Below are 18014 nucleotides of genomic sequence, written 5' to 3'. Positions count from 1 at the left end.
CAAAACGAGGTGAAGGCGTGAACTTTAACGCAACTTTTATCGGACAAATCGTCGTCTTCGCCGTTTTCGTCTGGATCTGTGCCAAGTATGTCTGGCCTCCGATTATGGAAGCCATGCAGGCCCGCCAGAAGAAAATCGCCGAAGGGCTCGACTCTGCCGACCGTGCCGCCAAAGATCTGGAACTGGCCCAGCACGAAGCAGAGAAGCAGCTGAGCGAAGCCAAGAAAGAAGCGGCAGCCATCCTCGAGCAAGCCAACAAGCGCGCCAATCAATTGGTGGAAGAAGCTAAGGCGACTGCTCGTGAAGAAGGCGACCGCATCGTGGCCTCTGCCCAGTCTGAAGTCGATAAAGAAGTCACAGCTGCGCGCGAGCAATTGCGTGAGCGGATTTCTGAACTGACTCTGGCTGGCGCCGAGCGCATTCTGGGCTCCGAAGTCGACGCGAAAAAACACAGCGAGTTGTTGGATAAGCTGGCAGCAGAGCTGTAAGGGGGAAGCATGGCAGAACTCAGTACGCTCGCTCGTCCTTACGCCAAGGCTAGTTTCAACGCCGCATTGGACAGTCAGGCACTGAACGCCTGGTCAAAGCAACTGGCGACTCTGGCTGTCATTAGCGAGCAAACGCAGGTTGAAGACCTGATCAACAATCCTGCCCTGTCGGCTTCCGACAAGGCCGCCGCGCTGCAAGACATTGCCGGCGATGCGATTGGTGATGGCGTCACCAACCTGATCAACGTCCTGGCCGAAAACCGCCGTCTGTCGTTGCTCGGTGAAATCAGCGTGCAATACGAAGCGCTGAAAGCTGAGCATGAAAAGAGTGCCGATGTACTGGTCACCAGTGCATTTTCTTTGAGCGACAGCGAGCAACAAAAGCTGACTGAAAAACTGACCACTAAGTTGGGTCGCAAAGTCAGCTTGACCGTCGAAATTGACGAAGCCCTGATCGGCGGTGTGCTGATCAAATCGGGTGATCTGGTCATCGACGGTTCGGTGCGCGGCAAGTTGGCGAAGCTCGCTGACGCAATGAATTCCTAATGAGGGAAATGAAATGCAGCAACTGAATCCTTCAGAAATCAGTGACATCATCAAGGAGCGTATCAGCAAGCTTGATACCGCTTCCAAGGCTCAGAATGAAGGCACCATCGTCAGCGTTTCCGACGGTATTGTGCGCATTCACGGCCTGGGCGATGTGATGTCCGGTGAGATGATTGAATTCCAGGGCGGCCTGTTCGGCATGGCCCTGAACCTGGAGCAAGACTCCGTTGGCGCCATCGTTCTGGGCGACTACAAAGGCCTGGCCGAAGGTCAGATCTGTAAGTGCACCGGTCGTATTCTGGAAGTACCGATCGGCCCGGAACTGCTCGGTCGCGTCGTTGACGCCCTGGGTAATCCGATCGATGGCAAAGGCCCGATCAAGACTGAACTGACCGATCCGCTGGAAAAGGTCGCGCCGGGCGTTATTGCCCGTCAGTCGGTTGATGAGCCGGTACAGACGGGTTACAAAGCCGTCGACGCCATGGTGCCGATCGGTCGTGGTCAGCGTGAGTTGATCATTGGCGACCGTCAGACCGGTAAAACCGCTCTGGCCGTCGACTCCATCATCGCGCAGAAAAACTCCGGCATTAAGTGTGTCTACGTGGCGGTTGGTCAGAAGCAATCGACCGTTGCCAACGTGGTGCGCAAGCTGGAAGAACACGGCGCCATGGAATACACCACCATTGTTGCAGCCACGGCTTCCGAACCTGCGTCCATGCAGTTCCTGGCGCCGTACGCCGGTTGCACCATGGGTGAATACTTCCGCGATCGCGGTGAAGACGCGCTGATCATCTACGATGATCTGTCCAAGCAGGCAGTGGCTTATCGCCAGATTTCCCTGCTGCTGCGTCGTCCGCCGGGCCGTGAAGCATTCCCGGGTGACGTCTTCTATCTGCACTCCCGTCTGCTGGAACGCGCGGCGCGTGTGAACGCTGACTACGTCGAAAAATTCACCGACGGTAAAGTGAAAGGCCAAACCGGTTCTCTGACCGCGCTGCCGATCATCGAAACCCAGGGTGGCGACGTTTCTGCGTTCGTACCGACCAACGTGATCTCCATTACCGACGGTCAGATCTTCCTGGAAACCGACCTGTTCAACTCCGGCATTCGTCCGGCGATGAACGCCGGTATCTCGGTCTCTCGTGTAGGTGGTTCGGCTCAGACCAAGATCATCAAGAAACTGGCCGGTGGTATTCGTACCGCTCTGGCTCAGTACCGTGAACTGGCGGCTTTCTCCCAGTTTGCGTCGGACTTGGATGAAGCCACCAAAGCCCAGCTGGACCACGGTGTTCGCGTTACCGAGCTGATGAAGCAAGGTCAGTACGCGCCGCTGACGGTCGCTGAAATGGCTGTTTCCGTCTATGCCGCCAACGAAGGTCATCTGAAAGCGCTGGAAGTCAGCGAAGTCGGACGTTTCGAAGCGGCTCTGCATGCCTACATGAACAGCGAACACGCCGATCTGATGAAAAAGATCAACGAGTCGGGCAACTATAACGATGAGATTGCCCAATCGCTGAAGGACGCCGTGGAGAAATTCAAGGCGACCCAGACCTGGTAATTCACCGGCTACTTTCGGGTAGCCGACTGAACTGAGGCAATGCTATGGCAGCCGGAAAAGAGATACGGACAAAGATAGCGGGCTTTAAGAACACGCAGAAAATCACCTCGGCCATGGAAATGGTCGCGGCGAGTAAGAAGCGTAAAGCCCAGGATCGGATGGATGCCAGTAAGCCCTACGCGGACAAAATCCGTGCGGTGATCGGCCATTTGGCCAACGCCAACGCGGAATATCGCCACCCTTATCTGGTTGAGCGTGACGTCAAGCGTGTGGGTTTTATCGTGGTCTCCACAGACCGAGGCATGTGTGGTGGTCTGAATGCCAACCTGTTTAAGCAGGTGATTCAGCAAGCCAACGCCTGGAAAGACAAAGGCGCATCAGTGCAAATCAGTGCCATCGGCAGTAAAGGCACCGGTTTCTTCAAAGGTCGCGGCTTCGATGTCGTGGCTTCGATGACACAGCTGGGCGATAAGCCTTCTGTGAGCGATCTGATCGGCGGCGTCAAGGTCATGCTGGACGATTACAACGAGGGCAAGATCGATCGTCTGTATCTGGTGTTCAATGAATTTGTGAACACCATGGTACAGAAGCCGGTCCTTGAACAGCTGTTGCCCCTGGAAGCGGCCGACGATGAAAGCGCGCGCCGCCATACTTGGGACTATTTATACGAGCCAGACGCCGAAACGCTGCTCGACCACCTCATGGTTCGCTATGTCGAATCGGTGGTCTATCAGGGTGTGGTGGAGAACTTCGCTTGTGAACAGGCCGCACGCATGATGGCGATGAAGAGCGCCAGCGATAATGCGGAAGACCTGATCGAAAGTCTCAATATGGAATACAACAAGGCGCGCCAGGCAGCAATTACTCAGGAAATTGCTGAAATTGTCGGCGGCGCTTCCGCGGTGCAATAACACGGTTTTGAGAGGATACAGAAGATGAGTAGCGGACGTATCACCCAGATCATCGGCGCTGTTGTCGACGTGGAATTCCCGCGCGATAACGTCCCGAAGATCTATGACGCTCTAAAGGTAGACGAAGTTGGCCTGACACTCGAAGTTCAGCAGCAGCTGGGCGACGGCATTGTCCGGGCCATTGCCATGGGTAGCACCGAAGGTGTGAAGCGTGGCTTGAACGTAGTAAATACCGGCGACGCGATCAGCGTACCGGTGGGCAAGGCGACTCTGGGTCGCATCATGAACGTTCTCGGTGAGCCCATCGATGAACGCGGTGACATCGGCTCGCAAGAGTTCGCCACCATTCACCGTGATGCCCCGACTTACGCTGAGCAATCACAGAACACCGAGCTGCTGGAAACCGGCATCAAGGTAATCGACCTGATCTGCCCGTTCGCCAAGGGCGGTAAAGTCGGTCTGTTCGGTGGTGCCGGTGTGGGTAAAACGGTCAACATGCTTGAGTTGATCAACAACATCGCCATCGAACACTCCGGTCTGTCAGTATTCGCCGGTGTTGGCGAGCGGACTCGTGAAGGTAACGACTTCTATCACGAAATGAGTGATGCCGGCGTTATCAAACTGGACAACCTGGCGGAATCCAAAGTCGCCATGGTTTACGGCCAGATGAACGAGCCGCCCGGTAACCGTCTGCGTGTGGCGCTGACCGGTTTGACCATGGCCGAACAGTTCCGTGACGAAGGTCGTGACGTTCTGTTGTTCGTCGATAACATCTACCGTTACACCCTGGCCGGTACTGAAGTATCTGCACTGCTCGGCCGTATGCCGTCTGCGGTGGGTTACCAGCCGACTCTGGCCGAAGAAATGGGCGTTTTGCAGGAGCGTATTACCTCCACCAAAACCGGCTCCATTACTTCCGTTCAGGCGGTTTATGTACCAGCGGATGACCCGACTGACCCGTCTCCGGCGACCACCTTCGCCCACTTGGACGCAACGGTTATGTTGAGCCGTGACATCGCGGCTCTGGGTATCTACCCGGCGGTTGATCCTCTGGCTTCTACTTCTCGCCAGCTCGACCCTCTGGTCGTCGGCGGTGAGCACTATGACTGTGCCCGTGGCGTGCAGGGCGTGCTGCAGAAGTACAAAGAGCTGAAGGACATCATCGCCATCCTGGGTATGGACGAACTTTCCGACGAAGACAAGCTGACCGTAGCGCGCGCTCGTAAGATCGAACGTTTCCTGTCGCAGCCGTTCCACGTGGCGGAAGTCTTCACCGGTGCTCCGGGTAAATACGTATCACTGAAAGAAACCATCCGTGGTTTCCAGGGCATCCTGGACGGTGAATACGACGAGGTCGCCGAGCAGGACTTCTACATGAAGGGTTCGATCGACGAAGTAATGGAAGCACACAACGCCCGTAGCAAAGGCTAATCAGGGCGGAGGTAGCTATGGCCATGACTGTTCATTGCGATATCGTCAGTGCCGAAGAGAAAATCTTCGAAGGACTGGTCGAGACCATCGTCTGTGAAGGCGAGCAGGGTGAGCTGGGTATCAAGCCCAAGCACGCACCTTTGCTGACCCGCCTGAATCCGGCGCCGGTCAAGCTGACGCTGCAAAACGGCAGTGAAGAGGTGTTCTACGTTTCCGGAGGCTTCCTGGAAGTCCAGCCGGAAGTGGTCACCATCCTTGCTGATACCGCTTTGCGTGCGAACGACATCGACGAAGCTGCAGCGGCAAAAGCCAAGCAGGACGCCGAACAAGCCATCGCCGATAAGATGGCTGAAGCGGAGTTTGCCCAGGTCGCTGCTGACCTGGCGCGGGCCGCTGCCCAGTTGCGCACACTGCGGGAATCCAAACGCCTGAAGTGATGCCATACTGATGCAGATAAGAAGCGACCTTCGGGTCGCTTTTTTTTGCTTTGTAGAATGCTTGAGTAAGAATGGTTGTTCCAACAGGTGAGCCGCATGATCGAAAAACTGGAACTCAAGCAACTGCGTACTCTTGCCGTGTTACTGCAGAGTGGATCGATTTCCGCAGCGGCGGAACGGCTCGGTCTGTCGCAACAGGCCGTCAGCCAACAACTCAGTCGCTTGCGCGAGCTGCTGGGTGATCCTTTGTTTGTCCGCTCTGGTCAGGGCATGGCGCCCACCCACTATGCCCGTTCGATTGCAGCGCAGTTGCAGCAAGTTTTGGCGGCGGTGCAAGCAATACCATTGCCGGGCGAGCAGGAATTGGGCGAACTGGAACGCACTCTGGTTATATCCGCCACCGATTACACCCAACATTTAATTGCCCTGCCACTACTGGCTGCGCTGCGTGAATGGGCGCCGAAAGTGCGGCTTAAAATTATCAATATTGAAAGCCAGTCGCTGACAAGGCGGATGCAGCAAGGCGAGATTGACTTGGCCTTAACCACTTCGGCTTATGTGCCCGAAGGTTTGCAATCGCGGGCGCTTTTTACCGAGGAATATCGACTATATTCGGCGCATATTACGCAACCGGACGGCGGTATTATCAGGCTGTCAGAATTGGTGGATTTTGATTTCGTTGTAACCTCACCCGGCACCGCCGACTTCAAAGGCTCAGCCCAGGATTGGTTTGAACGGCGAGGCGTTAAGCGACAGGTAGTGCTCAGCGTGCCGAGCTTTTATATGGCACAGCGTGCACTGCAGCAAGCGGCGTTGGTGGCTTTTCTGCCAGCGCGATTACCGCAGCCTGAAGGCATTGAAGAACTGTCGTTGGAGACCTTGCCACCCGGCTACGAAGTTGTCGCCGCTTATCACCCAAGCGCCGCATCCGATCCGTTATTGTTGGCTGTTTTAGACTGGCTGCAGACAAGGTTCTGAGAGTCAGTTGTATCGGATACAAGCTGTGCTTGATGGTTCAGTTTTCTTGCGCTTTATAACATGCGTCCTCATCCAAACAGACTGAGGTCGCAACTATGTCCATCGTTACCATCAACCCGGAACAACTTTACGACGGCTCACCAGTCGGCCTATCGCAGGCGACTGTCGATACCCAAACAGGACTGGTGTTTGTTTCCGGTCAGGTTGACTGGGATACCGAAAATCGTCGCCAACATGAAGGTATGGCCGGTCAGGCCGAGGCAGCGTTTTCCAACTTGAAAATTGCACTGGAAGCCGCCGGTTCAAGTCTTAATGCTGTTTTGCAATTACGCATCTATGTGCGTGGAGAATTGGCCGATCATATGGCCGCCTTTGCGCCACTGATGCCGAAGTATTTTGGCGATCACCGACCGGCATTGACCGGTGTCGGCGTGGCCTCATTGGCCGAACCGGATTTGCTGGTCGAGATCGAAGCCATCGCCAAAATTGTACGCTGAATTAAAGCTGGTAGCGGCGTAATCGTTGTTGGTCGTCCGGCTTACGGGCGATCAACACGGCTCTGAGCGGAGCCGGTAAACCTTCGACGGTTTTGTTCGTGTCGGTTGCGTCCAGATAATCGGCCAATGATTGGCCCGGTTTCCATTCAGTATTGCGTTGTTCTTCTGTCGTTGTGTGAGTGACATCGACAGTACGCACGTCTTCAAAACCGACCTTTTCCAACCACAGTGCCAGGGCTTGCGGCGACGGTAAAAACCAGACGTTATTCATGCGCGCATAACGACCTGGTGGTACTAAAGCTTCGCGTTCGCCACCTTCAATCACTAAAGTTTCCAACACCAGTTCACCGCCGGGTCGTAACGCAGCGCGCAGTTCACTGAGATGATCCAGTGGTGAGCGTCGGTGATACAAAACACCCATCGAAAATACTGTGTCGAAGGCTTCCAGATTAGGCGTTAATTGTTCCAGCGTCAGTGGCAGAACGGTGTGACTGGGGTCTTTAAAATAATGATTAACTGCCAAGTGTTGCACCACCGATAACCAGGACGGATCAATGCCTGCTACCAGTCGTGCGCCGGCGGCTTTCATGCGCCAGCCGTAGTAGCCGTTGCCGCTGCCGACATCCAACACACTGCGATTATTTAAGTCACTCAGATGCGGTGCAACGCGCGCCCATTTCAGGTCGCAGCGCCATTCGGAATCGATCAACGTATCGAATAATTGGAAGGGGCCTTTGCGCCAGGGAATCAAACCGCGCAGTGCGTTCTTTAGTGAATCCGATTGGTTTGCTGTTAACGGCTGTTCGGCTTCAACGGCAACACGATCTAAATCAATTCGACTGTTTTCGATCTCAGGCAGCTTGTCGAGCTGCTGCAAAAAACGCGGCAGATTGCCGTCATTTAAAGTGGCGAATAACTGATCCAGTTGTTCGCTGAGTGGGTCTTGCCAATGAGCCAGAGAGGTGTCACTGAGGCGTTCGATAAAGGGACGAAAATCAATCATTTGATGGCCAGAAAAGACGCGAAATTAAAACTCTGAAACCAAAGTGTCGCAACCTGAAAGCCGACGCTACGCAAACGGTTTAGATGATCATCGGCGCTTTCCGGTAACAGCACTCGTTCAATGGCCTGACGCTTCTGACTGATTTCCAAATCGCTGTAACCATTGGCGCGCTTGAAATCGTGGTGATGCTGGCCGAGCAATTGCTCTTGCACCGGGTCTTCAAAATGCAGTTTTTCCGACAACACCAAAGCACCACCGGGCAGCATGCCGTCGTAGATGCGTTGCAATGTCGCTTGGCGTTGTTCCAGTGGAATAAATTGCAGCGTGAAATTCAGTACTACGAAAGAGGCGCGTTCCAGCTTGAGTTTGGTGATGTCGGCACAGAGGGTTTGTACCGATGTCGGTAAGTCTTCACTGTCGAGAAAATCGCGACTGCGGTCGAGCATCGCTTGGCTGCTATCGACCGCTATGATGGTGGCGCCGGGCGCATGCACGCGATGACGCATCGCCAGACTGGCGGCGCCCAGCGACGAACCCAGGTCGTAGAGGTTGCTATCGGGCTGGGCGTATTGTTCAGCTAATACGCCGATTATGGCAATGATGTGGCTGTAGCCGGGGACCGAACGTTTGATCATATCCGGGAAGACGCGGGCAACCTGGTCGTCAAAGCGGAAATCGGCGACCTGGCCGTGGTCGCTGGCGTAAAGGGTGTCTTTTTCGTGCGGCATAAAGGCTGAGACTGAGGTTCGTGGAAAGCGCTCAGTTTACCGTTTCAGCGCGCAAATCGCGCCCCTCTTGAACGATAGACGGCAACCAGTAAGCCAGCACACCGATCAGCGGCAACAGACTGCAAGCCCAAAACACGCTGCGCAACGAAAAGTGATCGACCGCTACGCCCAGGGCCGCTGCGCCGATGCCACCCAGACCGAACGCCAAACCGAATAGCAGTCCGGAAACGGCACCGACACGATTGGGAATCAGATCCTGAGCGTAGACCACCATGACCGGAAAAGCGGACGCCAGGACGGCGCCCGACAGAACTGCAGCCGGCAGTGCCAGTATCAAGTGACCGCTGGTAGCGGCGAGACTGAACGGCAGCGCCAGAACAAAAGACGCCAGGATAACGCTGCGCGCACCCAGGTGGTCGCTGGCCCAGCCGCCGAGAATGGTGCCGCCGGCAACCGCCGCCAAAAACAGAAACAGGCCGATTTGCGCCAGATTTTGGTCCAACGCAAAATGCTGCATCAGATAGAACAAATAGAAGTTGCTGAAACAGGCCAGATAGAGCCACTTAACCAGCATCAGTCCGAACAGCAGCGCCAGGCCACAACGCTGTTGTCGGTTCAGCCTTGCTGAGGTTTGCGATGTTGGTTGGGGTGTCTGTTTCGCTCGTTGCCAGGGCGCGAGACGCAATATCAACAGCAGTGCCGCCAAGGTAGCCAAGGCAAACCAGCTGATTTGAGACCGGCCGGCGGGCAGCACCAGCGCCACCACGAGCAAAGGCCCGAGCGCCCCGCCCAGATTGCCACCAAATTGAAACAGTGACTGCGCCAATCCCGGTTTGTGGGCGCTACTGAGGCGTACCAGGCGAGCCGCTTCAGGGTGAAAGATGGCGGAACCTAAACCCAGCATCAGGCTGGCCATCAATAGGCCGGCGTAGTGTGGTGCGAATGCCAGCGTCAGCAACCCGGCCAGCGTAAATAGCATGCCTGCGGGCAGTAATGCCGACAGCCGATAGCGGTCGGCCCAGTTGCCGATTAAGGGTTGCATCAGCGAGGCGGTCAGTTGGTAACTCATCGACAGCAGTCCCAGCTGGGTGTAGCTGAGCGTGAAATCGGCTTTAAGCAGTGGGTAGATCGCCAGCAGAATGGACTGCACCAGGTCGTTCAGCAGGTGACACAGGCTGAGACCGGTAATCAGATTGCGTTCGGTGGTTCGGGATAAAACAGCGGTAGTGGTCATAAAAGGCTCCTGTCAGTTTGGACAGCATGCCTTGCACCGGCGGTTGGCCTGAATATTTAATAGGGTCATTAACTTTAAAGATCGGGCCATTTTTATGACCAGCGCTGCGCGAGACCTCTTTACTAAGGGTGAGCTGTGTCAGCCTCAGGATGTCTTCGCTCCGCATCATCATCGGCGCGGCCAGTTGTTGTTTGCCGATAACGGTCTGGCGCGGGTGGAAACGGATCAGGGCGCCTGGGTGATGCCGCCGCAGTGTACGTTGTGGATACCGCCGGGCGTTGAACACTCGGTGCTGATCAGCGATCGGGTTTATCTGATCAATCTCTATGTTGAGCCGCAGGCGGCCATGGCCATGCCCAACCAGTGTGAGGTGTTTGAAGCCACTGAGCTTCTGGTCAGTCTGCTAAAAGAATCAATCGCTCTGTCTGCACAGACCCAATGGGTGCCGCGTGATCATTTATTGCACCAGTTACTGCTGGCCGAAATTCAGCGTCTTAAGGTGATGCCGTTTTCATTGCCGCTACCCAAGCAGACGCAGCTGCGTGCTTTGTGTGAGGCCTACACCCGAGATCCGAAAACGGGCGTGCGTCTGGATGACTGGTGCGACCAGGCGGGGCTGAGCCGGCGCTCACTGACTCGTCTGTTCCGGCAACAAACCGGTTTAAGTCTGATTCACTGGTGCGCTCGCGCCTTGGTGCTTCGCGCCATTGAGCGTTTATTGGCTGGCGCACGAGTCAGCGCTGTCGCCTATGAATTGGGCTACGACAATCCGGCGGCCTTCTCCAGCGCGTTTCGCAAACAGCTTGGCGTATCACCCAGCCATTATTTGCGGCGATAGAGTTGAGTGGCTAGGTGTCATGGTCGAAAATTGTGCGCTGATCGTTATAATGCGCAGCCTTGCTGCTGCCCTAGCCGGCAGCGGCTGGATAAACGTTTCGAATGACAGCCAAAGGTGTGACTTCCATGTAGGTCGGTGTTCGGTGCCCGTATCGGGCCAGCTTTGCCAATACGCTTAAATCTGATTGAGCGATCGTCTTACTTATTGCCGAACCGGCTGACAGGTAATCATCATGACCAAACAAATTGCCAGCGAAGTGGGCAAACGCCACACCTTCGCCATCATCTCGCACCCCGATGCGGGTAAAACCACCATCACCGAAAAGGTGTTGTTGTTCGGACAGGCCTTGCAGACCGCGGGCACCGTTAAGGGCAAAAAATCCGGCCAGCATGCCAAATCCGACTGGATGGAAATGGAGAAAGACCGGGGTATTTCCATTACCACCTCGGTGATGCAGTTCCCCTATCACGACAAGCTGGTCAATCTGCTCGATACCCCCGGGCACGAAGACTTTTCCGAAGATACCTACCGCACCTTAACGGCGGTCGACTCCTGTTTGATGGTGATCGATGCTGCCAAGGGTGTGGAAGACCGCACCATCAAATTGATGGATGTGGCGCGCATGCGCGAAACGCCGGTACTGACCTTTATGAACAAGCTCGACCGCGATATTCGCGATCCGATCGAGCTGATGGATGAAGTCGAGAACATCCTCAAAATCAGCTGCGCGCCGATTACCTGGCCGATTGGCCAGGGTAAGCAGTTTAAGGGTGTGTATCACCTGCTTAACGATGAGGTCATTCTGTATCAGAGCGGTTTTGGTCATACCATCACTGAGCGTCGGGTGATTAAAGGATTGGATAATCCGGATCTGGATGCCGCTTTGGATGGCTATGCCGATGAGCTGCGCGAAGAAATTGAACTGCTCAAAGCAGCCGCCAACCCCTTCGATCTGGAAGAGTTTTTGGCGGGCCAGTTAACGCCGGTGTATTTCGGTACGGCGCTGGGCAATTTTGGCGTCGACCATATGCTCGATGGACTGATCCAGTGGGCGCCGACGCCTCAGCCGCGCGCGACTGACGAGCGTGAAGTGTCCGCCGAGGAAGAGGCGTTTTCCGGCTTTGTGTTCAAGATTCAGGCAAATATGGACCCGAACCATCGCGACCGTGTTGCCTTCTTGCGCATCGTCTCCGGCAAGTACGAAAAAGGCATGAAGATGCGTCAGGTTCGGCTGGGGCGTGATGTGCGGGTTTCCGATGCCCTGACTTTCCTCGCAGGAGATCGTACCGCCGTTGAAGAAGCCTGGGCCGGCGACATCATTGGCCTGCACAACCACGGCACCATCCAGATTGGCGATACCTTCACCCAGGGTGAAGACATCAAATTCACCGGCATTCCCAACTTTGCACCGGAGCTGTTCCGTCGCATTCGACTAAAAGATCCGCTCAAGGCCAAACAGTTACAGAAGGGTTTGCTACAGTTATCGGAAGAAGGCGCGGTGCAGGTATTCCGCCCCTTGAAGAACAATGATTTGATCGTTGGCGCCGTAGGTCTGCTACAGTTTGATGTCGTAGCACAGCGTTTGAAAAGCGAATATAAAGTGGAAGCCGTCTACGAACCCATCAGCGTCGCCACGGCGCGCTGGGTGGAAGCACCGGATGAACGTCAGTTAGAGCAGTTCCGCGATAAAGCCTATGACAACCTGGCGCTGGATGGTGGCGATAATCTGACTTATATCGCGCCGACCATGGTGAATTTGCAGATGGCGCAGGAGCGACACCCGGATATTGGCTTCCGCAAAACGCGAGAGCACTGAGTGTTCGCTTGAAACAGTGACTTTGGAGGAAGGTTCATGATCGTCTATTTGCTGGGCTTGTTGCTGATTAACGCAGGCGGTGGCAGTGCTGCGGTCCTGGGTTTGCAGTCCCTGGTGAGTGATGAACGGGTGTCGGCATACGACGCCAAAGGCTACTTGGTAGTGGTCATGCTGATCCTGACCTTCCTGTTCTCAAGTCTGGCCTATTTCTGGGGTGTCAGCCGTTTTGGTGTGCCCGATGTCGCCGCTGCGGGTATCAATGGTGCGACCGTTGGTCTGCTGTTTACCGCTTGTTGTTGCATGGGCACTTTGGGGTACGGTTTGTCTCAGTTGCAGGCACCTGAGCGCTATCGTTGAGAAATGCGGCTTTTGGCCGTCAAAAAGGCTTGCTCCACCCCGGCATCTTATATATGATCCGCGCCCTCATTCTGGATTAACTTCCCCTGAGCCCCCACTTACATGGCGGAGTTAAGAGACTAAGATGAAAACATTTGTAGCAAAACCGGCAGAAGTGAAGCGCGACTGGTACGTTGTCGACGCTGACGGTCTGACCTTGGGCCGTCTGGCCACAGAAATTGCTCGTCGTCTGCGCGGTAAGCACAAAGCCGAGTTCACGCCGAACGTCGACACTGGCGATTACATCGTCGTGGTCAACGCTGAGAAAGTGGCTGTGACTGGTCGTAAAGCGAGCCAGAAGATGTATTACCGTCACACTGGTTATCCGGGTGGCCTGAAGTCCATGAGCTTCAACAAGATGGTTGATCACAAGCCCGAGCAAATCATCGAGTTGGCCGTTAAAGGCATGATCCCCCGCACACCGCTGGGTCGGACCATGCTGAAGAAGCTGAAGGTGTATGCCGGTACTGAACATCCGCATACTGCTCAGCAGCCGAAAGAACTGAAGATTTAACGGGGAGCATCATGACAGCCATTCAGCAAAACTACGGTACCGGTCGCCGCAAAACCTCTGCCGCGCGCGTATACCTGCGCCCCGGCAACGGTGACATTCGCATCAACAAGCGTTCGCTGGAAGAATACTTCGGCCGCGAAACTTCACGCATGATCGTGCGTCAGCCGCTGGAACTGGTCGAAATGACCGACAAGTTCGACGTTGTTATCAGCGTTTCCGGTGGCGGTGCCAACGGTCAGGCCGGTGCGATCCGTCACGGCATCACTCGTGCGTTGATCGCTTATGACGAAAATCTGCGCAAGCCGCTGCGTGCTGCGGGTTATGTAACCCGTGATGCTCGTATGGTTGAGCGTAAGAAAATCGGTCTGCACAAAGCGCGTAAGCGTCCTCAGTACTCCAAGCGTTAATCGCTTCGAAGCACTGTACAAGCGCCCGGCTCACGCCGGGCGTTTTTGTTTGCAGCGCGCGTCTGGTGGGCGCTGCAGCGATATCGATACGGCTTTTGTATACCCCTGTTTGGCGAAGGGTTTTCTTGTCACAGAAGGCGTAATTCTTTAGTATTCCCTCCATTTTGTGGCATCTGCCCAGTACTACACTACCTTCAGACAGAGGACCTAATAATGACGCAAGACGGCGTAAATCAGGGTCGGCGCCGCTTTCTCTACATTGCCGCGGGAGCTATGGGTGCCGCGGGTGCAGTGGGAGTCGCAACCCCTTTCGTCAAATCCTGGTATCCCAGTGAGAAAGCCAAAGCCGTTGGCGCACCTGTCAGCGTTGATATTGGCAAGCTGGAAGCTGGGGAAATGCGTATCGTCGAGTGGCGTGGTAAGCCCATCTTCGTCGTGCGTCGTACATCGGTCATGATCGAGAACCTGAAGAAGGATGCTTTGACGAGCCGCCTGACCGACCCTGAATCTCAGGTCGCTTCTCAGCAGCCGGAATACGCTCAGAATCCGTTACGTTCTCGCTCTGAAGATTTGCTTGTCCTGGAAGGTGTCTGTACTCATCTGGGTTGTTCGCCGCAGTTCCGTCCGGAAGTCGAACCACAGCCGTTCGATGAAAACTGGATGGGCGGCTTTTTCTGCCCTTGTCATGGCTCACGCTTTGACTTGGCCGGTCGCGTCTTCCGTGGCGTACCAGCACCGAGCAACCTGGTGGTGCCGCCTTACTACGTGGAAGGCACCATTCTGACCGTGGGTGAGGAGTCAGCCTGATGAGTACAAATAAGCCTGCCATCATGCAGTGGATCGACCAGCGACTGCCGGTCACCAGTGCTTATGAAAAGCATATGTCCAAATACTATGCCCCCAAGAACTTCAACTGGTGGTATGTATTTGGTCTGCTGGCGATGATCGTTTTCGTCAACCAGATCCTCACCGGTATTTGGTTGACCATGTCGTTCGTACCGAGCGCTGAATCTGCCTTTGGTTCTGTTGAATACATCATGCGCGATGTGCACTTTGGATGGCTCATCCGCTATATGCACTCAACCGGCGCGTCCTTCTTTTTTATCGTCGTCTACCTGCATATGTTCCGCGGCATCATGTACGGCTCCTATCAGAAGCCACGTGAGTTGATCTGGGTATTCGGCATGTTCATCTACCTGGCGATGATGGCCGAAGGCTTTATGGGTTACGTATTGCCTTGGGGTCAGATGTCCTACTGGGGCGCTCAGGTGATCATCTCTCTGTTCGGCGCTATTCCGGTGATCGGTGATGGCCTGACTGAATGGATTCGTGGTGACTTCCTGATCTCTGGTATCACCCTGAACCGTTTCTTTGCCTTGCACGTTATCGCCATTCCGCTGGTGTTGGCACTGTTGGTCGTGTTGCACGTTCTGGCATTGCACGAAGTGGGTTCCAACAACCCCGATGGCATCGACATCAAGAAGCATATGGATGAATACGGTCGCCCGCTGGATGGCGTTCCGTTCCACCCTTACTTCACAGTCGGTAAGTTGCCGATGATCGTGCTGTTCCTATTCGTTTTCTGTGGCGTTATTTTCTTCTTCCCGGAAGGCGGCGGTTATTTCCTTGAGCACGCTAACTTCGAAGCAGCTAACCCGCTGAAGACGCCTGAGCATATTGCGCCGACTTGGTACTACGGTGCCTTCTACTCCATCTTGCGGGCTGTGCCTGACAAGTTGATGGGTGTGATTACCATGGGCGCGGCTATCGCTATCCTGTTTGTGCTGCCTTGGCTTGATCGCAGCCCGGTTCGTTCCTGGCGCTACAAAGGTTGGTACAGCAAAATTGCGCTGATTCTGTTTGCCCTCGCCTTCATGATGCTGACTTGGTTGGGTGGTGAAGCGGTTAGCCCGAGAAACACCTGGCTGGCTCGTATTGGCGCGATCATCTATTTCGCCTACTTCATCCTGATGCCGTTCTATACGCGTTGGGAGACGACCAAGCCTGTACCGGAGAGGGTGCCAGAATGATGAAGAAACTTTTCCTGTCCCTCGTTGTTGCTCTGGCTCCGTTGGCTGCCTGGTCAGCCGGCGGTGAAGCTGAGCTGGACCATATCAGCACGGACATCTCCAACAAGGCGTCATTGCAGCGTGGTTCGCAGTTGTTTATGAACTACTGCATGGGCTGTCACTCGCTCGAGCATGCTCGCTACAACCGTATTGCTGCCGACCTGGATATTCCTGAAGACATCCTGATGGAAAATCTGGTGTTCACCAATGCCAGCTTTGGTTCGCTGATGGAAAATGCCATGAGTGAAGAAGATGGCAAAGCTTGGTTTGGTGCTGCACCGCCGGATTTGACGCTGGTCGCTCGTGTTCGTGGTCCGGATTGGCTGTACACCTATCTGCGCGGTTTCTACAAAGACGACAGTCGCCCAATGGGCGTGAACAACGTCGCCTTCAACAACGTCGGTATGCCGCACGTTTTGATGGAGCTGCAGGGCTTGTGTGCCGAAGCGCCGCATCCGGTCAGCGACAAACGCTTTGATCCGTTGACTGGCCAGACCATTACCGAAGGCGGTTGTGAGCACTATGAAGTTGAAGGGTCGATGTCGCAGTCCGAATACGACGACGCCATCTACGATCTGGTTAACTTCCTGGAATATATGGGTGAGCCGTTCAAGCAAGATCGTGAACGCATCGGCTGGATGGTTTTCGCCTTCCTGGCTGTCTTCCTGGTTATTGCTCAATTGCTGTATCGCGAGCTCTGGAAAGACCTCCATTAATTCCGATCGTCGGTAAAAAACTATTATTGCAAAGCGCGGCTTGTCCGCGCTTGTTTTGTCTTCACTAGGGTGTTTTTAGCATCGAGGAGAGTACCTGATGGGCGTTGTTGCCAAGCGTTCTTCCATGACCTTTTATTCTGATCCGGCCAGCCAGTACAGCCATCGCGTGCGCATTGTATTGGCTGAGAAGGGCGTGTCGGTTGATATCAAAGATGTCGACCCGGAAGACATCCCCGAGGAAGTGTTGGATATCAACCCCTACAATACCCTGCCCGTTTTGCACGATCGTGACCTGGTGCTGTATGAGCACTATGTGATGATGGAATATCTGGATGAGCGTTTTCCGCATCCACCCCTGTTACCGGTCTATCCGGTTGCTCGTGCCAGCAGTCGTCAGTACATCGCACAAATTCAGCGCGAATGGTGTGAAAAAGTGGACGCCATTGTTGCCGCCAAGAGCAAAGACAGTGTCACCAAAGCGCGCAAAGAACTGCGTGAAAACCTGATTGCCATGGAGCCTGTCTTCCAGCAATACGATTACTTTATGAGTGAAGAATTCACGCTGGTGGACTGCTGTGTCGCTCCTATTTTGTGGCGCTTGCCGGCTCTGGGTATTGAGTTGCCGGAGAAGCAGTGCAAGAGCATGTTGCAATACATGGATCGCCTTTTTGCACGCGAATCGTTCCAGGTGAGTTTGTCTGAAATTGAGCAGGAAATGCGGGACTGATCATGGCTGAGATGACTTCGAACAAGCCCTATATGGTTCGAGCCATCCATCAATGGGTGCTGGATAACGACTGCACCCCTTATCTGGTTGTCGCTGCCGACTACCCGGGCGTTGAAGTTCCGGTGCAATTTGTCCGCGATGGCCAGATAACGCTCAATGTATCGCCCACAGCGGTGCGTGAGCTGGCTTTCGATAATCGCTGGATTGAATTCAGTGCCCGCTTTGGCGGCGTTCCCACCTTAATCCGGGTTCCGATGGGTGCAGTAATGGCCATCTTTGCTAAAGAAAACGGTCAGGGCATGGGCTTTGATATTGAAGAGCCAACCGACCCGCCGCCGTCTGCTCCGGAAGGGCCGAAAGGTCAAAAGGAAAGCGCTGCCAAAAAGCCATCCTTAAAGGTGGTTAAATAACCTCAGCCGCTTCCTTGACAGCATCCCGCTCATCTCTATAATGCGCCTCCGCTGTCACCGACAGCCATCCTGAAGCGCTGTTCGAGTCTATGAAGAGCGCGACGCTAACAAGCTGATTCCTAAACGAATTTTGCAAATTAGAGTTGACAGGATGCGGCGCAGGCGTAGAATACGCGCCTCGCTTAAACGAGCGCCAACAGCGCGGCTCGTCGATCTTTAACAGTGTTGGAATCAAGTAATTCGTGTGGGCGCTTGTGGGTCGACCTATATGCCTTTCGAGGCAAAACTCGATCGACAAGTGACCTGTCAG

21 protein-coding genes are annotated in these 18014 nt (G+C 54.7%); 18 read left to right on the top strand and 3 right to left on the bottom strand.

What is annotated here, in order from left to right; translation table 11 throughout:
* Positions 1-17 precede the first annotated feature (17 nt).
* From ABMA60_RS00105 to ABMA60_RS00070, 8 genes are all read left to right on the top strand, one after another.
* The gene (locus tag ABMA60_RS00105; RefSeq protein WP_392797187.1) at positions 18-488 is read left to right on the top strand and encodes a F0F1 ATP synthase subunit B; all 471 of its coding nucleotides are present in this window, start codon (positions 18-20) and stop codon (positions 486-488) included.
* Positions 489-497: 9 nt separating this feature from the next.
* A complete protein-coding gene (locus tag ABMA60_RS00100) occupies positions 498-1034 on the top strand; it encodes a F0F1 ATP synthase subunit delta (protein WP_392797185.1) in 537 nt (178 codons plus the stop codon).
* 13 nt (positions 1035-1047) lie between these two features.
* Positions 1048-2592, top strand: a complete 1545-nt coding sequence (gene atpA, locus ABMA60_RS00095; protein WP_392797183.1) for a F0F1 ATP synthase subunit alpha — start codon at positions 1048-1050, stop codon at positions 2590-2592.
* A gap of 44 nt (positions 2593-2636) precedes the next feature.
* The gene (gene atpG / locus ABMA60_RS00090; protein WP_392797181.1) at positions 2637-3503 is read left to right on the top strand and encodes a F0F1 ATP synthase subunit gamma; all 867 of its coding nucleotides are present in this window, start codon (positions 2637-2639) and stop codon (positions 3501-3503) included.
* 24 nt (positions 3504-3527) lie between these two features.
* Entirely contained in the window at positions 3528-4934 is a 1407-nt protein-coding gene (gene atpD, locus ABMA60_RS00085) for a F0F1 ATP synthase subunit beta (protein ID WP_392797179.1), read from the top strand.
* A 17-nt stretch (positions 4935-4951) separates the two neighbouring features.
* Entirely contained in the window at positions 4952-5371 is a 420-nt protein-coding gene (locus ABMA60_RS00080) for a F0F1 ATP synthase subunit epsilon (RefSeq protein ID WP_392797177.1), read from the top strand.
* A 96-nt stretch (positions 5372-5467) separates the two neighbouring features.
* The gene (locus ABMA60_RS00075) at positions 5468-6349 is read left to right on the top strand and encodes a LysR family transcriptional regulator (protein ID WP_392797175.1); all 882 of its coding nucleotides are present in this window, start codon (positions 5468-5470) and stop codon (positions 6347-6349) included.
* Positions 6350-6444: 95 nt separating this feature from the next.
* Entirely contained in the window at positions 6445-6846 is a 402-nt protein-coding gene (locus ABMA60_RS00070) for a RidA family protein (RefSeq protein WP_392797173.1), read from the top strand.
* A gap of 1 nt (position 6847) precedes the next feature.
* On the opposite strand, the gene cmoB is transcribed toward ABMA60_RS00070, so the two are convergent.
* Genes cmoB through ABMA60_RS00055 form a run of 3 tightly spaced genes read right to left on the bottom strand, consistent with a single transcriptional unit; the run spans position 6848 to position 9811 of the window.
* A complete protein-coding gene (gene cmoB / locus ABMA60_RS00065) occupies positions 6848-7849 on the bottom strand; it encodes a tRNA 5-methoxyuridine(34)/uridine 5-oxyacetic acid(34) synthase CmoB (RefSeq protein WP_392797171.1) in 1002 nt (333 codons plus the stop codon).
* Entirely contained in the window at positions 7846-8577 is a 732-nt protein-coding gene (gene cmoA, locus ABMA60_RS00060; RefSeq protein ID WP_392797170.1) for a carboxy-S-adenosyl-L-methionine synthase CmoA, read from the bottom strand. Before cmoA ends, cmoB begins: the two co-directional genes overlap by 4 nt.
* Positions 8578-8608: 31 nt before the next feature.
* The gene (locus ABMA60_RS00055) at positions 8609-9811 is read right to left on the bottom strand and encodes an MFS transporter (RefSeq protein WP_392797168.1); all 1203 of its coding nucleotides are present in this window, start codon (positions 9809-9811) and stop codon (positions 8609-8611) included.
* A 94-nt stretch (positions 9812-9905) separates the two neighbouring features.
* Here ABMA60_RS00055 and ABMA60_RS00050 point away from each other — a divergent pair, with 94 nt between their 5' ends.
* The 10 genes from ABMA60_RS00050 (at position 9906) to ABMA60_RS00005 (ending at position 17704) form a co-directional block, all read left to right on the top strand.
* A complete protein-coding gene (locus ABMA60_RS00050) occupies positions 9906-10649 on the top strand; it encodes an AraC family transcriptional regulator (RefSeq protein ID WP_392797166.1) in 744 nt (247 codons plus the stop codon).
* Positions 10650-10881: 232 nt separating this feature from the next.
* On the top strand, positions 10882-12465 hold the full coding sequence (gene prfC, locus ABMA60_RS00045) for a peptide chain release factor 3 (RefSeq protein ID WP_392797164.1): 1584 nt from the start codon (positions 10882-10884) through the stop codon (positions 12463-12465).
* 36 nt (positions 12466-12501) lie between these two features.
* Positions 12502-12822: a hypothetical protein gene (locus tag ABMA60_RS00040; protein WP_392797162.1), complete on the top strand. Its 321-nt coding sequence runs from the start codon at positions 12502-12504 to the stop codon at positions 12820-12822.
* Between the two features lie 124 nt (positions 12823-12946).
* On the top strand, positions 12947-13375 hold the full coding sequence (rplM, locus tag ABMA60_RS00035; protein WP_108163417.1) for a 50S ribosomal protein L13: 429 nt from the start codon (positions 12947-12949) through the stop codon (positions 13373-13375).
* Between the two features lie 11 nt (positions 13376-13386).
* Positions 13387-13782, top strand: coding sequence for a 30S ribosomal protein S9 (gene rpsI / locus ABMA60_RS00030; RefSeq protein WP_108163416.1), 396 nt, complete (start codon positions 13387-13389; stop codon positions 13780-13782).
* A 213-nt stretch (positions 13783-13995) separates the two neighbouring features.
* Complete coding sequence (gene petA, locus ABMA60_RS00025) at positions 13996-14589, top strand: ubiquinol-cytochrome c reductase iron-sulfur subunit (protein WP_392797159.1); 594 nt, start codon at positions 13996-13998, stop codon at positions 14587-14589.
* Positions 14589-15812, top strand: a complete 1224-nt coding sequence (locus ABMA60_RS00020; protein ID WP_392797157.1) for a cytochrome bc complex cytochrome b subunit — start codon at positions 14589-14591, stop codon at positions 15810-15812. Before petA ends, ABMA60_RS00020 begins: the two co-directional genes overlap by 1 nt.
* Positions 15812-16567, top strand: a complete 756-nt coding sequence (locus tag ABMA60_RS00015) for a cytochrome c1 (protein WP_392800388.1) — start codon at positions 15812-15814, stop codon at positions 16565-16567. Before ABMA60_RS00020 ends, ABMA60_RS00015 begins: the two co-directional genes overlap by 1 nt.
* A gap of 97 nt (positions 16568-16664) precedes the next feature.
* Positions 16665-17294, top strand: a complete 630-nt coding sequence (locus ABMA60_RS00010; protein ID WP_392797156.1) for a glutathione S-transferase N-terminal domain-containing protein — start codon at positions 16665-16667, stop codon at positions 17292-17294.
* Positions 17295-17296: 2 nt separating this feature from the next.
* Entirely contained in the window at positions 17297-17704 is a 408-nt protein-coding gene (locus ABMA60_RS00005) for a ClpXP protease specificity-enhancing factor (RefSeq protein WP_392797154.1), read from the top strand.
* The last annotated feature ends 310 nt before the right edge of the window (positions 17705-18014 follow it).

This window comes from Saccharospirillum sp. HFRX-2 (genome assembly GCF_043196805.1).
In the GTDB taxonomy this organism is placed as follows: Bacteria; Pseudomonadota; Gammaproteobacteria; order Pseudomonadales; family Natronospirillaceae; genus Saccharospirillum.
This window is presented reverse-complemented; position numbering and strand designations above follow the sequence as displayed.